13 protein-coding genes are annotated in these 14,616 nt (G+C 35.7%); 2 read left to right on the forward strand and 11 right to left on the reverse strand.

Annotated elements, in window-relative coordinates:
* Positions 1–375: 375 nt before the first annotated feature.
* Positions 376–2,187, forward strand: a complete 1,812-nt coding sequence (locus KIK00_RS03055) for a TonB-dependent siderophore receptor (RefSeq protein WP_255815088.1) — start codon at positions 376–378, stop codon at positions 2,185–2,187.
* A gap of 71 nt (positions 2,188–2,258) precedes the next feature.
* Complete coding sequence (locus KIK00_RS03060) at positions 2,259–2,975, forward strand: DUF2490 domain-containing protein (protein WP_255815089.1); 717 nt, start codon at positions 2,259–2,261, stop codon at positions 2,973–2,975.
* Here KIK00_RS03060 and KIK00_RS03065 read toward each other — a convergent pair.
* The 11 genes from KIK00_RS03065 to KIK00_RS03115 form a co-directional block, all read right to left on the reverse strand.
* The gene (locus KIK00_RS03065) at positions 2,972–5,020 is read right to left on the reverse strand and encodes a M48 family metallopeptidase (protein WP_255815090.1); all 2,049 of its coding nucleotides are present in this window, start codon (positions 5,018–5,020) and stop codon (positions 2,972–2,974) included. The two genes, KIK00_RS03060 and KIK00_RS03065, sit on opposite strands and share 4 nt — an antisense overlap.
* A gap of 10 nt (positions 5,021–5,030) precedes the next feature.
* The gene (locus KIK00_RS03070) at positions 5,031–5,477 is read right to left on the reverse strand and encodes a phosphohydrolase (RefSeq protein WP_047375800.1); all 447 of its coding nucleotides are present in this window, start codon (positions 5,475–5,477) and stop codon (positions 5,031–5,033) included.
* Positions 5,478–5,557: 80 nt separating this feature from the next.
* Complete coding sequence (locus KIK00_RS03075; RefSeq protein WP_255815091.1) at positions 5,558–5,893, reverse strand: YegP family protein; 336 nt, start codon at positions 5,891–5,893, stop codon at positions 5,558–5,560.
* 28 nt (positions 5,894–5,921) lie between these two features.
* Positions 5,922–6,233 (reverse strand): hypothetical protein, encoded by a 312-nt coding sequence (locus KIK00_RS03080; RefSeq protein ID WP_255815092.1) that lies wholly within the window; start codon positions 6,231–6,233, stop codon positions 5,922–5,924.
* Positions 6,234–6,437: 204 nt separating this feature from the next.
* Positions 6,438–8,216, reverse strand: coding sequence for an acyl-CoA dehydrogenase family protein (locus KIK00_RS03085; protein WP_255815093.1), 1,779 nt, complete (start codon positions 8,214–8,216; stop codon positions 6,438–6,440).
* 165 nt (positions 8,217–8,381) lie between these two features.
* Positions 8,382–8,624 carry a four helix bundle protein gene (locus KIK00_RS03090; protein ID WP_370647731.1) on the reverse strand — a complete coding sequence of 81 codons (243 nt, stop codon included), beginning with the start codon at positions 8,622–8,624 and terminating at the stop codon, positions 8,382–8,384.
* A gap of 36 nt (positions 8,625–8,660) precedes the next feature.
* Positions 8,661–9,842 (reverse strand): acetyl-CoA C-acyltransferase, encoded by a 1,182-nt coding sequence (locus KIK00_RS03095; RefSeq protein ID WP_255815094.1) that lies wholly within the window; start codon positions 9,840–9,842, stop codon positions 8,661–8,663.
* A gap of 120 nt (positions 9,843–9,962) precedes the next feature.
* Complete coding sequence (locus KIK00_RS03100) at positions 9,963–12,356, reverse strand: 3-hydroxyacyl-CoA dehydrogenase/enoyl-CoA hydratase family protein (protein WP_255815095.1); 2,394 nt, start codon at positions 12,354–12,356, stop codon at positions 9,963–9,965.
* 54 nt (positions 12,357–12,410) lie between these two features.
* Positions 12,411–12,863, reverse strand: coding sequence for a MarR family winged helix-turn-helix transcriptional regulator (locus tag KIK00_RS03105; protein WP_034694513.1), 453 nt, complete (start codon positions 12,861–12,863; stop codon positions 12,411–12,413).
* Positions 12,864–13,028: 165 nt separating this feature from the next.
* Entirely contained in the window at positions 13,029–13,952 is a 924-nt protein-coding gene (locus KIK00_RS03110) for an ABC transporter ATP-binding protein (protein WP_255815096.1), read from the reverse strand.
* Between the two features lie 99 nt (positions 13,953–14,051).
* Entirely contained in the window at positions 14,052–14,429 is a 378-nt protein-coding gene (locus tag KIK00_RS03115) for a GxxExxY protein (RefSeq protein ID WP_255815097.1), read from the reverse strand.
* Positions 14,430–14,616: the final 187 nt, after the last annotated feature.

Consider the following 14,616-nt stretch of genomic DNA (forward strand, 5'->3'; position numbering starts at 1 on the left):
AAGCAGTAAATTAGGAGGGTAAAATTGAAATATAATCATTGGAAAATAATAAAATGAAGTAGGTTTTGTGATTTATTCTTGTTTTGTTGTTTATTTTACAGTATTCAATATAGTTTTAGAAATTATGTTATATTTTTTTATTGAACTATTGTTTTGTGTTTTAAAATTATTTAAAATTGTACTCTTAAATATGTAATATAGAAATGAGAAAATTATTCAGAGATCTGGTTACACATTTAATGAAGAAAAGATAGAATTACTCCCTCACAAAGATGCAGCATTACGCTGCATCTTTTTTTATGACAACTATCATTTGTCTGTCTTGGTGAACTCCCTTACTTTTGGGATCTGTTATAAAAAACTACGGAAACGATTATGATCAAAAAGATAGGAAGTGCTTTTTTTCTGGGATCTTTACTTTGGGTAAATGCACAGGAGAAGACAACAGATATTGAAAGCATTGAATTTCAGGGAAAATTTATCTCTACACCTTATAAAAGTGCCAATCAGAATATCAGCGTTATCAGCAGAGAAGATATTGTAAATTCTCCTGCTAAAAGTATCGATGAAATCCTTCAGCAGGTGCCAGGAATGGACATCAGAAGGAGAGGTGCCAATGGGGTGCAGAGTGATATTGGTTTCCGGGGAAGTTCTTTTGAGCAGGTTCTTCTGCTTCTGAACGGAATCAGGATGAATGACTCCCAGACCGGACATAATAATATGAATATCCCGGTGGATCTTGATGACGTAGAAAGAATAGAAATCATAAAAGGGCCGGCTGCCAGACGTTTTGGACAGAATGCTTATGCCGGTGTTATTAATATTATTACCAAAGCTGTTCCTGGAAAAAAAGTGAAAATCAGTGCGGATGGAGGAGATTTCAGTACTTACGGTCTTGGATTCAATGCTCAGATAGGAAATGAAAAGTTTACCAACTCTCTTCAGGCCAATTCTGCTTCTTCGGAAGGATATATGTTTAATACTGATTATGAGATCAGGAATGTCTTTTATCAGGGAAAACTGAATATCAAAAATGGAGATGTGAGAGTACAGGCTGGTTTTTCGGAAAAGAAATTCGGGGCCAATGGTTTTTATGCTTCCAGCACTGCAACAAAACAATATGAGGAAACACAGGCTTCTATTGTAAGTGTAGCACATCAGCAGACTTTTGGAAAGCTGAAACTTAATTCAAATGTATACTGGAGAAGAGGGCAGGATATGTATCTTTATGACAGATGGGATCCGGATTTTTACAGAAATATGCACATTGGAAATAATGTAGGTGGCGAAGTGAATTCCAGCTACCAGTGGGGATTGGGAACAACCGGAATTGGGGTAGAGCTTAGAAAAGAATTTCTGGCGAGCAGTAATCTGGGTGACAGAAACCGCTTTGTATCTCAGGTTTTCTTTGAACATCATTTTTCATTACTGGATAAGAAACTTAACATCAGTCCGGGGATCTCCTGGGCCAACTATTCTAAAGAAGGGAATTTCTTTTATCCTGGGCTGGATGTCGGCTATAACTTTAATCCTAATAATAAAATCTACGGAAATATTGCGAAAGTACACCGTATACCAACCTTTACCGAACTTTATTATGTCAGTAGAACGGAACAGGGAAATCCTGATTTACAGCCTGAAAATGCAGTATCATCAGAAGTTGGATATCAATATCAGAACAACAGGATTTTAGCTAAAATAAGCGGATTTTTAAGAAATTCCAGCAATTCTATTGATTGGGTTAAAAATGACCTGAAAGACAAAGTCTGGTTTGCAGAAAATGTAGGAGATATCAAAACTAAAGGGATTGAAGCAGAGTGGAGCCACAGACCGGTAGACTGGCTAAAGTATACGATTGGATATACTTATATTGACAGCCAATATGAAGAAAAAAATGGTTTGGTTTCAAGATATATTCTGGACAATCTGAGACATCAGTTTATTTCCAAATTAGAGGTGAAATTCCTGAAAAACTTTACCAATGAGCTTGTTTACCGTTACAACGAAAGAGTGAATCTGGGAACTTATAATCTTGTTGATGAAAAGTTGAGTTTTGCTAAAAAAGACTACTCAGTTTATGTTTTGATTAACAATATTACCAATACAAACTATACGGAAGCGTTTGGAGTGGCAATGCCGCAAAGGTGGTTCCACATTGGGTTTTCTTATACAATTAATATTAAGTAGGTGTTAATTCAATATTAATGAAAGTTAATATTAACAAATTGTTAAAAAATATACATTTGCAAAAATTTTTTATGAAACGTCTTATAGGCCTAGGTTTACTACTTGGAATTTCTTTTTTTAAAGCACAGGAACACATTTCCAGCTTCAATGCAGTGACTCTGACCTATAAGTTTCATCCGAAATTTTTCCTTTATGCAGAAGGACAGATGCGTGGCAACGAAGATTATACCTACCCTGATTATTATGAGATAAAAGGAGGGCTAGGGTATAATCTTACCAAAAACCACAAACCTTTTGTAGGATTGGGAAGATATGTGAACTATAAAGAGCACAGCTTAAGCAGAGAGGAGTTCAGAGTATGGCTTCAGGATGTCATTGATATTAAAAAAGGCATCGTAAAGTTTGAAAACCGTTTTCGTGTTGAAAAAAGCTGGTTCTATGAGCCCAAAACAGATCTTACTTCCCAGAGAATGCGTTACAGATATCGTCTGAATGTAAGTGTTCCTTTAAATTCCAAAACCATTAAGAAAGGAACTGTCTTCGCTAATGCATATGATGAAGTCTTCTTTGTAAGCCCGATGAAGCCTAGTTTTGCCAGAAACAGAGTTTATGGTGGTTTCGGCTATCAGATTGATGATTATTTTGGAATCGTGAGCGGATATCTTTGGCAGCGTGAATTTGAAGCGAAAGGGAATAAAAATTTACATTTTATCTACCTTGCTTTAAACATCAATATAGATGGAACAGATCATCACACGAAAACCTACGATTTCCCTGGTGCGGATTAATTCTTATTTAAACTTGATTGAAAATTTAATAAATCCAGCTTAGAATTAAAATAGTGATCATTGAGTAATGCCCTATATTTTTCAATCAGTGAAGATACAGAACCTACCTCATGCTCAAGATATTTGTCTTTGTTGAAGTAAATATATTCAGAATCTACAAATTCCTGAAAAAGGGTTTTATCTTCATCGGTTAAGGCTTCCCTATAAGCTGAGTTTTCAAGAAGTTCTCTGGTTTTTTGCTTAAAGGGTTCTTCTGCTTTTAATAGCTTGGCTCTATGTTTACGGATTTCGTCAAAGGGTAAAGTGACTGTCATAAACTGCAGATATGCGGTAAACTCATTAAGACTTTTCTGGAAATCATCATATTCTTTATCTATGACCGCCAGGTTTTTATACTTGGCGAGCAGATCTTTTTTCAGATCCTCATTAGAAATACGGTAATAATGCTGAAAGATTGCTTTATCGTTTTCCAGAAGCTCTTCTTTTACCCTTATCAGTTGGTTTTCCAATTTAGGAATAAGGGTTCCGGCATCTTTTGATTTGTATAGACTGCCATCAAATCTGAAGGTTTTTATTTCTTTCGGATAGGACGCCAGGTACTGCAGAGTCTGTATATCACTCTCTATTCCGGATTTCTCGTAGATTAAAGATACTTTTTTGTCACTGAAAAGATCAGAAGACTGATGAGGTAAGGAACTTGAAATTACAGAATCAATATTTTCTACAATAGGATTATGTCTTTCGTAATACCCGTTAAAATCTGAGCTGAAAGTTTGATAGGTAATATTATCCAGATAAAGTTTTACAAAGTTTTCATCATCTATCACTTCTCCTACATTTTTTACACAGCGTAAAGTAAGGAGTTTTGTGGTCATGATTTCGCAGATATTATCAAAACCACTGATGATTTCTTTTGCATATCTGTGGTCTGCAGCTGTATTCCTTGTTTCGTTTGTTTTAATCCTTTCAATTCTTTTTAGGATATCGGGATGTGAAGTCCATTGATCTTCAATTTCTATTCTGGATTTATTATATCGGGTAAGATCTTCGGCATCTATTTTAGGAAGTCCGTTTACATAAGGATGATTATTTCTTTCACATAAAATTTTCATTAAAGAAATCTGGTTCTTATAAATATCCTTTGGAAGATATTTTTGCCGGCTTTCAACATAAAAATTAAAAGAATAATTAAAAGCTGCATCACTTAATTCCAGCCTTAATAAAGATGAAGCCTGCTCTTCAGGATTGGTAATGAAGGTTGAAATTGCATCAGCATGGTATTCCATTTCTCTCTGGAGAGAAGCATGATTTTTGAAAAGAAAGTTTGAGATACTTTTAAGAACAGATTGGAATGCATTGATGAAACTGACTGATATCAGACCAAAAATTTTAAAAACAGCATTGCCTCCCGAAAATTCCAATATGAAGTTTTCATACTCTTTATTATTGTAAACCGTTTCAAAAATTATTTTTTCAGCCTGATTCACATAACCGCCCACCTTCATGCTTTTTTGAGAGAAATGTCCAAATTCATGGGCTAAAATGGTCCTTAATTCTCCTACACTGGTTGAATTGATAAGTCCAACCCCAATCGTCAGATTTTTCTTTACCGGCAAAAACATACTCCAGAAAACAGAGTTATAGCTTACACTGGCATTTACATCGGGTGAAAGAAAAACTTTTTGTGGTGCTTTTACTTTGGTTTCAGCTATGATTTCATCAATAATGGCAAACAGTGCAGGCTGGTGGGATCTGTTGACTTCTATCAGGTGGCGGGTGCTGTAATGCGTCTTTTTAAAAATGAATTTAACAAGAAATATAAACACAAAAACTCCAACACTTAATAATCCTGCTGCACCAAAAACTGTGAAGTAATTGAGAGAAACACTTAACAGTTTTATTGCCCCGTATCCTAATAAGAAGATCATCAGGAGAGAGGCGAGTATAAGTATCAGATAGATCAGGAAAAAAACCGAAATAGATACAATAGCAGATACCAGCTTGGATTGATAAGCTGATGAAATTTTAGGTAGGTTATTAGTCATGTGTTTTTTATTAATATTTCTCTATCAGATAGCGATAGGCTTTCAGATATTTGTTGAATCTTTTAATATCCTTAGGTGTGAGCTCTCTGTTTACTCTTCTAAGATCCATATTGTCACGAAGGTCATTCAGTTTTACTGCAACAGAGAGCAGAGATCTTTCTGTTCTTTTAATGAAATCATCGTAATCTTCTTCCGGATCAAACTTTGTAAGACAGCTGATGGCGAAAATGATATATTCAGGAAACCCTTCAGACCTTAAATAGTCCAGACTGAATTCCTCCGGATGGTCTTCTACTACATCATGCAGTACTCCAACGATTTTTTCGTCCAGTGTTTTACCATAATTCATTACACGCATTACGTGGGCTATGTAAGGGGCATGATATTTATCGGTTTGTCCTTTATGGGCTTTGTCGGCAATTTTGATTGCTCTATTCAGTAATTCTTCTTTTGTCATTTCTAATGAAAAATAGAGTACAAAAATAAAAAATGCCTTAAAAAAATAAGACATTTTTATTAAGATTATTTCAATTCATTTTAAAGATTTGTTTCATCCTCTATATGAGCGTGTGGAGCATTGTTTTTTACAGATTCTATTCCGTTTTCCATGCCGTTGTCGGATTCATACATCTGGCTAGTTCCTATAATTTGTCCGTTTCCTGCCTTAAGATTGAAATAACATCTGCCGTCGTTGGCTGTATTTCTTTCAAATTTTGAATCTTCCTGTGAATAGGTCTTTACAGATCCTATTCCGTTTTCGCATGATGGTTTTGTGCTGTAACCCTGGCTGGTTAAAATAACCTGCCCGTTTCCTGCTTTGAGGTTAAACTGAAAGTCTCCGTTTGTTCTTTTAGAGATAATAAATTTTCCCATGTTTATAGTTTTTTGAATTTGTGTTGTATTATTTGAATGGTACGCGCTTCTTTGGATTTATCTGGAGTTTATCAGGCGTAATAGCGTTTAGAATTTTGTATTGTGAATAGTCCTTTTCGGGTTCTTTCAAAGCCAGATATACCATAGTGTCGCTGGGTTTTTTGATCAGCATTTTATACAGCCCTTTCTGGGACTTATCTGATTTCAATGCAAAGTATCCGGGAAATTTCCCTTTGCTGACAATTTTTAGGGTATCTGTTTTGGGAATAGGAATTAAGTTTTCCTTTTTTTGCGCAGTCAGAGCAGCAGATATAAGGAATAGGGGAAATAATGTCTTCATGTTATGTTTCGCGTTTTATGATTTTTAGTTATAATAAAATTAACAAAAATTTTTGATATTTAAAGTTTTTTAAACTTCCATTCAGCCGGATATTAAAGAATAATGATAACGTATAATTGTAATTTTATGTTTGGTTTATATTTTAAATATATAAAAAACGCCCCAAAAATGAGGCGTTTTGAATCAAATTTATGGTATTAAAGCCTAATAAGCTCCTTTTTCGATATAGTGAGCCGCCACTTTTTCAGTTAAAGCTACTACATTCGGATGGTTGGTATACTTCGTGAATCTTCTTAATCCGGAAAGCATCATTCTCTGTTCATCTCCTTCAGCGAAAGAAACGATTCCTTCTTTAGCGGCAGTGATGATTTTCTCAACAGCTTTGTAAAGGTTCAATTGAGCCATCGCTGCTTCTACAGATTCAGGTGAGAAGTGTTTCTCAGCTCTTAATACTGCAGATTCTGCCATATAAATCTGGTTTAGGATTTCAGAAGCATTCAATAATAAATGCTGCTGTTTCTCAATATCCATCATGAATTTCTGAAGTGCAGCTCCGGAAACCATCAGAAATACTTTCTTAAGATTTGCAATAATTGCTTTTTCCTCACTCATGAATTCTGAATAATCAGGAACTTCAAATGAAGGGATACCCATCAATTCTTTGCTGATTGCCATTGCAGGAGATAAAAGATCTAATTCACCTTTCATTGCTCGCTTGATAAGCATTCCTACAGCTAATAATCTGTTGATTTCATTGGTACCTTCATAGATTCTTGAAATTCTTGAATCTCTCCATGCTGCTTCCATAGGAGTATCTTCAGAGAATCCCATACCACCATATACCTGAATTCCTTCATCTGCTGTATGCTGAGCAAGGTCAGAAACGAATACTTTAAGGATGGAACATTCTACAGCGAATTCTTCTACACCTTTCAATTCTGCTTCCTGGTGGCTTAATCCACTTGCTACTAATTCGTCTATTTTATCCTGAACGTTTTTAGCTGCTCTGTAAGAACCTGCCTCACTTACGAAAACTCCCGTTGCCATTTCAGCCAGTTTCTTTCGGATTGCTCCGAAAGTAGAAATAGAAACACCAAACTGTTTTCTTTCGTTAGAGTACTGGATAGAGTGGTTTAAGATTCTTCTTTGTGCATCAAGACAAGCTGCTGCCAATTTGATACGGCCTACGTTCAATGCATTTAAAGCGATTTTGAAACCATTGTTTCTTTCTCCTAAAAGATTTTCCACAGGGATTTTCATATCATTGAAGAAAACCTGACGGGTAGAAGATGCACGGATACCTAATTTGTGCTCTTCCTCTCCGAAAGTTAGACTTTCAGGGTTTTCAAGTTCAGATCTGTTGATTACGAAACCTGTGATATTTTTATCATCATCAATTTTAGCGAATAATGTAAATGTATCTGCAAATCCTGCATTAGAAATCCACATTTTCTGGCCATTGATGATATAGTGTTTTCCGTCTTCGGAAAGTTTTGCTCTTGTTTTTCCTGAGTTGGCATCAGAACCGGCATCCGGCTCTGTCAGGCAGTAAGCCCCAAACTTTGCTCCTGTTGCTAAATCCGGAAGGTATTTTTTCTTCTGCTCTTCAGTTCCGTAAAGAACGATAGGAAGAGTTCCGATTCCCGTATGTGCTCCATAAGCTGTTGCTAATGAACCTGTAGTTCCGGAAATGTAATCGCAGGCAAGCATTGTGGTCACGAAGCCCATTCCAAGACCTCCGTATTCTTCAGGAACAGCAATCCCCAACAATCCCATGTCACCCAATTTGCGCATTGTCTCTTCGGTGAATGCATAATCTTTCTTTTCGAAACGTTCTCTTTGAGGAACGACCTCTCTGTCTATGAATTCTTTTGCCGAATCACGAAGCATTTTTTGCTCTTCGTTCAGTTCTTCAACACTGAAAATTTCGTTTGCAGGAATTTGTTTGATTAGGAATTCCCCACCTTTAAGTATATTGCTCATTTGTTATTATTTTAAATTTTAGATTATAAATTTTAAATTAGATTTTATTGTTATAAATTTTCAGATGATGTTTTAATGATTTTAGTCAAAATATTAATGATCATTTCAATGTCTTTTAAATATGAATTGATCTCAATTTGAACAAGATTGGAAGAATCATAAGTTTCAGCCAATATCTTGTTTCTCTCGCTTCTTTATTTGCAATATAGAAAGCTTTGATATGAAATCTTTTTTAGATTGAGCAGCTACAGTTTCTTCTACATTTGCTCCAATGGAAGTTCCAGAACGAAGAATTTGTTTTGATAAAATAAACTCGTTTTGAGATTTACACTCAGTATAAAATTTAATTATTCTTAAGGCAAAATCAAAAGTTTTTATTTGGATCAAACTGTCTTCTTTGAACCCCATCACATCAAAAATTTATAATTTAAAATCTATAATTAATTAAAGTAGTTCAAAAATAGAAGCCGCTCCTTGTCCTGTTCCCACACACATGGAAACCATTCCGTATTTGTTACCTCTTCTTCTCATTTCATCAAGAAGTTGAACTGTTAGCTTGGTTCCTGTACATCCCAGCGGGTGTCCAAGTGCAATAGCTCCTCCGTTTACGTTTAAGATATCAGGATTTAAGCCCAATTCTTTCTTGATGGCAACGGATTGAGAAGCAAAAGCTTCATTAAGTTCGATCAAGTCGATATCTTTTAGTTCTAATCCTGCTTGTTTTAATGCTTTAGGAATAGCGTAGATAGGTCCCATTCCCATGATTCTAGGTTCAAGTCCGGCAGCAGCATAAGCAACTAATCTTGCTTCAGGCTCCAATCCTAATTCTTTTACCATTTCCTCACTCATTACCATTACGAAAGCAGCTCCGTCACTCATTTGAGAAGAGTTTCCGGCAGTTACACTTCCTCCGTTGGCAAATACAGGTCTTAATTTTGCTAAACCAGCTAAAGAAGTATCAGCTCTTGGACCTTCATCTACTGAAAAATCAAACTTTTTAGTCTGCAGTTTCTGATTTTCATCCAGGAAGTTATATTCTACAGGAATCGGAACAATCTGGCTGGCAAATTTTCCTTCCTGATTAGCTTTTAAAGCTTTCATGTGAGATTCAAAAGCAAACTGATCCTGTTCTTCTCTCGTAATATTATACTGTTTTGCTACTTCTTCAGCAGTGTAACCCATTCCCCAGTAGTAATCCGGGTTTGTTTTTGCGATATCCGTTTCAGGAACCGGTTTGTAACCTCCCATTGGGATGTATGACATCGATTCAGTACCTCCGGCGATGATGCAATCTGCCATTCCAGCCTGAATTTTTGCAGAAGCAATAGCAATGGCCTCACTTCCTGAAGCACAATATCTATTGACGGTTACGCCCGGAACTTTATCCGTATTTAATCCCATCAAAGAGATCAGACGTGCAACGTTCAGCCCTTGTTCAGCTTCCGGCATTGCATTTCCTACGATAAGGTCATCAATTCTGTTTTTATCTAATTGTGGTAGCTCAGCCATTAATTTTTCAATAACGGTAGCCGCCATGACATCAGGTCGTGTAAATCTTAAACTTCCTTTTGGAGCTTTTCCAACGGCAGTTCTGAAACCTTTTACTATATATGCTGTCTTTGACATTGTTTTATTATTAATTGTTATAAAAATTAACCATACTGTTTGTCATGCTAAAAAGCATCTTTCCAATGTTTTGATTCCTTCGGAATGACAAAGTGTTCGTTAATTATTTTTTTGAAATGATTAGTTTCTTAATGGTTTTCCGTTCTGTAACATGTACTGGATTCTTTCTAAAGTTTTTCTTTCTCCACAAAGCTGAAGGAAGGTTTCTCTTTCAAGATTCAGCAAGTATTGTTCTGTAACAACTGTTGGTTCAGATAGATTTCCACCTACCATTACGTTGGCTAGTTTATCTGCAATTTTCTTATCATGTGCAGAGATGAAGTTTCCGGTTAACATCTGGTCAGTTCCTACATAGAACATTCCTAATGCATCTTTACCAAGAACTTTTACTTTTTGCTCGATTGGCTGAGTATATCCTTGTTCTGCCAATAGTTTTGCTACTTTTTTAGCTTCTGCAATCTGTCTGTTTTTGCTTACAGAAACGATGTCTTTCCCTTTTTCAAGGATTCCCATATCGTAAGCTTCATAAGCAGAAGTAGCTACTTTACCCATTGCGATGTTCATGAAAGCTTCACGAAGTCTGTTGTTTTTAACATCATCGCTGTGGAATTCTCTGGAAGTTCTTAAAGTCAATTCTTTAGTACCACCTCCGCCAGGAATTACACCAACTCCGGTTTCTACAAGTCCGATGTACGTTTCTGCTGCTGCAACCACTCGGTCGGCGTGCATTGTCATTTCGCATCCTCCACCGAGAGTCATTCCGTGAGGAGCAACAACTACAGGAATAGAGGAGTAACGTACTCTCATCATTGATTTCTGGAAGTAAGCGATTGCCATATTCAAATCATCCCAATCCTGCTCGATAGCCATCATAAGGATCATAGCAAGGTTAGCTCCTACTGAGAAGTTAGCTCCTTGGTTTCCTACAACTAATCCGTCATATTCTTTTTCTGCTAAATCAATCGCTCTGTTTAATCCATCAAGAACTTCGCCTCCAAGAGAGTTCATTTTTGAACGGATCTCGAAGTTGATGATTCCGTCTCCTAAATCTTCAATAGCAGCACCGGAATTACTCCAAAGCGTTTTATTTTTTCTGATATTGTCTAAGATAATGAATGCATCCTGACCAGGGATTTTGTTGTATTCTCCTGAGTTTTTGTCAACATAAATGCTTTGTCCTTCATCATTTACTTTATAGAAGGTCTCTACGTTTTTGACCCAGTCTGAAACTTCGTAGCCTGCATCTTTTGCCAGTTCAATACCTTTTGCAACGCCTACAGCATCCCAGATTTCAAATGGTCCGTTTTCCCATCCGAAACCAGCTCTCATGGCATCGTCAATTTTGTAAACTTCGTCAGAGATTTCAGGAACTTTATGTGAAATGTAAGCGAATAATGCTCCTAAAGATTTTCTATACAATTCACCGGCTTTATCTTTACCTCCGATCAGAACTTTGAATCTGTCAATTGGTTTATCAATAGCTTTTGTTAATTCTAAAGTAGGGAATGATGATTTTCCTTGAAGTTCATACTCTAAAGTATCAAGGTTTAATCCATGAATTTCAGATTTTCCTTCTGCGTTTTTCACTTTTTTATAGAAACCTTGTTCTGTTTTTGAACCTAGCCATTTATTATCCATCATTTTCTGGATATAGCCCGGAAGAGCAAAAACATCATTGAAATCATTGGCTTCAGCACCGCTCTGACGAACTCCATTGGCTACCATTACCAATGTATCAAGGCCTACAACGTCAGCTGTTCTGAACGTGGCAGATTTCGGACGTCCAATTACAGGACCTGTTAATTTATCAACATCAGAAACGGTAAGTCCTAATTTCTGTACATTATGAAGAAGATCCATCATAGAGAACACTCCAATTCTGTTGGCGATGAAAGCAGGTGTATCTTTGGCTAAAACAGTAGTTTTACCTAAGAATTTCGCCCCGTAGTTCATATAGAAATCTATAATTTCAGGAGCTGTATCATTGGTAGGGATAATCTCTAAAAGAGGAAGGTATCTTACCGGGTTGAAGAAGTGTGTCCCTGCGAAATATTTTTTGAAATCTTCGCTTCTTCCTTCAGTAAGGAAGTGAATAGGAATACCGGAAGTATTAGAAGAAATCAGTGTTCCCGGTTTTCTGAACTGTTCAATCTTTTCGTATACAGACTTCTTGATGTCAAGTCTTTCTACTACTACTTCAATGATCCAGTCTGTGTTTTTTATTTTCGGAAGATCATCATCGAAGTTTCCGATTTTAATTCTGTCTGCAAACTTTGGTGAATAAAGAAGTGCAGGACTTGCTTTTTTAAGTTTTTCAAAGTTTTCGGAAGCAATTCTGTTTCTTACTACCTTATCATCTTTGGTCAAACCTTTTTTCTGTTCAGCTTCAGTAAGTTCAAAAGGAACAATATCCAAGAGTGATACTTCAACACCGATGTTGGCGAAGTGAGCAGCGATACCGCTTCCCATAATTCCTGAACCAAGAACCGTTACATGTTTGATTCTTCTTTTCATATGTAAATTTTTATTTTTATAATATTATATGATACCCAAAGGTTTCATCATAATTTATTTTCTGTTGTTTAATAATTCGTTTGCTATTTTCATTATTTCGGTCATCACGTCTTTGAAGGCATCCAGCTTTTCCGGGGCTATTTTTTCCATCACCTTCTTGTTGAAGTTGACAACAACTTCTTTTGACATGTTTCTGGAGTTTAATCCTTTATCTGTAAGCTTAATGATAACCTCTCTTTTATCAGTGGTTGTCTTTTCCTTATAGATATATCCGTTATCTTCCAGAAGTTTGATAATTCTCGTTAATGAAGTGGGTTCAATAGCCATCTTTGGACCAAGATTGGTACTTCGGGTTCCTTCTTTTGGATCAATTTTAAGAAGAGTAAGTGCCTGTACCGCTGTGGAATCATGTTCCTGAGCTAGTTCTGTGTACATTTTAGAAACAGCCAACCAGGTCTGTTTTAAAATTAAATCTACGTTTTCTATTTTTTCTTTATTATTATCCATCATTTTTGCGCCAATGGTTTTACCCAAATTTAGTAAATATTATGCATGCATAGTATTTACTAACGTTAAATTTTGTTAATAAGCTGATAATAAATAGATTAAATTGTATGATTAGCATAATACTATGCATGCATAGTATATGGATTAATCAAAGAAAACTTAGTATTAATGAATGTTTGAGACTAAATTGATGATTTCTTCAAAAGATTCACATTGGTAAGTAGAGGAATCTTTAATAATTACCCAAAAACCGTTTTGAAACTCGAAATTTAGGTCAGACAGGTCTTTTTGGAAGTTTTTTTGAAGGAGAGAATACAGCATTTCCTTGTGAAACTGCGGTGCAGAAATAAAAGACGGAATAAAAGTCTCATTGATTTGAAATAATGATGCGTTGGTAAGCTCATTATGCTGAAGTAAAATATCCTCAACAATCCCTGAATACAAATGGTTTTCCTTTACATACCATATTTTGTCTGCAAACTCTTTGGCCAGTCGCCAGTCATGAGAAGAAAACAGGATAAGTTTATTTTGTTCTTTGGCCAGTTTTCTTAAAGTTTTAAGAATAATGATTTTGTTTTTCTCATCCAGATGGGTAGTTGGTTCATCCAGGATGATGATCGGAGAGTTTTGTGTTATCGCACGTCCGATAAATGCCTTCTGAAGGTTTCCGTCTGAGAGATTTTTCAGAAGGGCAGATCTGTATTGGTTTAAATCCAGTTCTTCAATGATGTGGGCAACTTCTTCACGGTCTTCTTTTTTTAGCTCAAAATAAAAAGGGTAGTAGATGTATTTTCCCAGAGAGATAAGATCTTCAACCGTATAATGCTGCGGAATGACCGATTTTGAAAAAACAATAGCAATATTCTCCGCAATTTCTTTTACAGAAAGACTTTTTACATTTTTTCCATGAATAGAAATTTCCCCATTAAGTAAAGGCAGCTGGTGCAGAATAGATTTGATTAATGTTGTTTTTCCTACACCGTTGTTACCAATCAGCAGGCATACGTCACCAAGCTTCAAGTCCGCATTGGCATTGGAGATTAAGGTTGTATTGTAACCGATATTTGCCTGTTTGATCTGTAAGTGCATGCTCTTGTTAGTTATCTGCAAAAGATTAAAATGTTTTACAAAAATAGTGTTTTTAAGGCGCAGGGAATTTGACTTTTCTAAATTTTTATTCTGTATGATCTATAAGCTGTTCACGATTCTTGTCACTCCGTTTTTGAAAACATCAGATTGAAAGTTAAGCAACATGCCTAATTTACAGTTTGTCATTTTTAAATAAGTTAAAAGTTGCGCTTTATGAGTTGGGCTAATGTAATCGACAGTTTTTATTTCTAAAATTAATTTGTTTTCAATCATCATATCAAGTTTGAAAGCGTTCTCTATTTTCAAATCTTCATAAATGATGGGACAAAGTTTTTGCTTTTCTACCATAAACCCCGATTTTGTTAATTCATAGAACATACATTCTTTGTATACATGTTCAAAGAGTCCCGCTCCAAGTTTTTTATGAATCTTTAAACCGGTTTCAAAAACTACTTTTGATAATTCATTTTCTGTCATTTGTGGTGTTTTGTTGAATCTAAATATATGAATTGTTGGTTAATAATTGTGAGATGGAAGACTGTAATCTATGATGTATAAGAAAATTAAAAACCTTCGGAAAGTGTGAGTATAGTTTTATTGTTTAGGTAAACGCAAAGGCGCAAAGGTTTGTAATACGTTGTGTATATTTTTAAAGCGCAAGAAA

This window comes from Chryseobacterium sp. MA9, assembly GCF_024399315.1.
GTDB lineage: Bacteria > Bacteroidota > Bacteroidia > Flavobacteriales > Weeksellaceae > Chryseobacterium.

What these genes read in the sequence shown, in the direction of transcription:
- KIK00_RS03055 (WP_255815088.1), top strand. Translation starts at nt 376, where the DNA reads ATGATCAAAAAGATAGGAAGTGCTTTTTTTCTGGGATCTTTACTTTGG.
- KIK00_RS03060 (WP_255815089.1), top strand. Translation starts at nt 2,259, where the DNA reads ATGAAACGTCTTATAGGCCTAGGTTTACTACTTGGAATTTCTTTTTTT.
- KIK00_RS03065 (WP_255815090.1), bottom strand. Translation starts at nt 5,020, where the DNA reads ATGACTAATAACCTACCTAAAATTTCATCAGCTTATCAATCCAAGCTG.
- KIK00_RS03070 (WP_047375800.1), bottom strand. Translation starts at nt 5,477, where the DNA reads ATGACAAAAGAAGAATTACTGAATAGAGCAATCAAAATTGCCGACAAA.
- KIK00_RS03075 (WP_255815091.1), bottom strand. Translation starts at nt 5,893, where the DNA reads ATGGGAAAATTTATTATCTCTAAAAGAACAAACGGAGACTTTCAGTTT.
- KIK00_RS03080 (WP_255815092.1), bottom strand. Translation starts at nt 6,233, where the DNA reads ATGAAGACATTATTTCCCCTATTCCTTATATCTGCTGCTCTGACTGCG.
- KIK00_RS03085 (WP_255815093.1), bottom strand. Translation starts at nt 8,216, where the DNA reads ATGAGCAATATACTTAAAGGTGGGGAATTCCTAATCAAACAAATTCCT.
- KIK00_RS03090 (WP_370647731.1), bottom strand. Translation starts at nt 8,624, where the DNA reads ATGGGGTTCAAAGAAGACAGTTTGATCCAAATAAAAACTTTTGATTTT.
- KIK00_RS03095 (WP_255815094.1), bottom strand. Translation starts at nt 9,842, where the DNA reads ATGTCAAAGACAGCATATATAGTAAAAGGTTTCAGAACTGCCGTTGGA.
- KIK00_RS03100 (WP_255815095.1), bottom strand. Translation starts at nt 12,356, where the DNA reads ATGAAAAGAAGAATCAAACATGTAACGGTTCTTGGTTCAGGAATTATG.
- KIK00_RS03105 (WP_034694513.1), bottom strand. Translation starts at nt 12,863, where the DNA reads ATGGATAATAATAAAGAAAAAATAGAAAACGTAGATTTAATTTTAAAA.
- KIK00_RS03110 (WP_255815096.1), bottom strand. Translation starts at nt 13,952, where the DNA reads ATGCACTTACAGATCAAACAGGCAAATATCGGTTACAATACAACCTTA.
- KIK00_RS03115 (WP_255815097.1), bottom strand. Translation starts at nt 14,429, where the DNA reads ATGACAGAAAATGAATTATCAAAAGTAGTTTTTGAAACCGGTTTAAAG.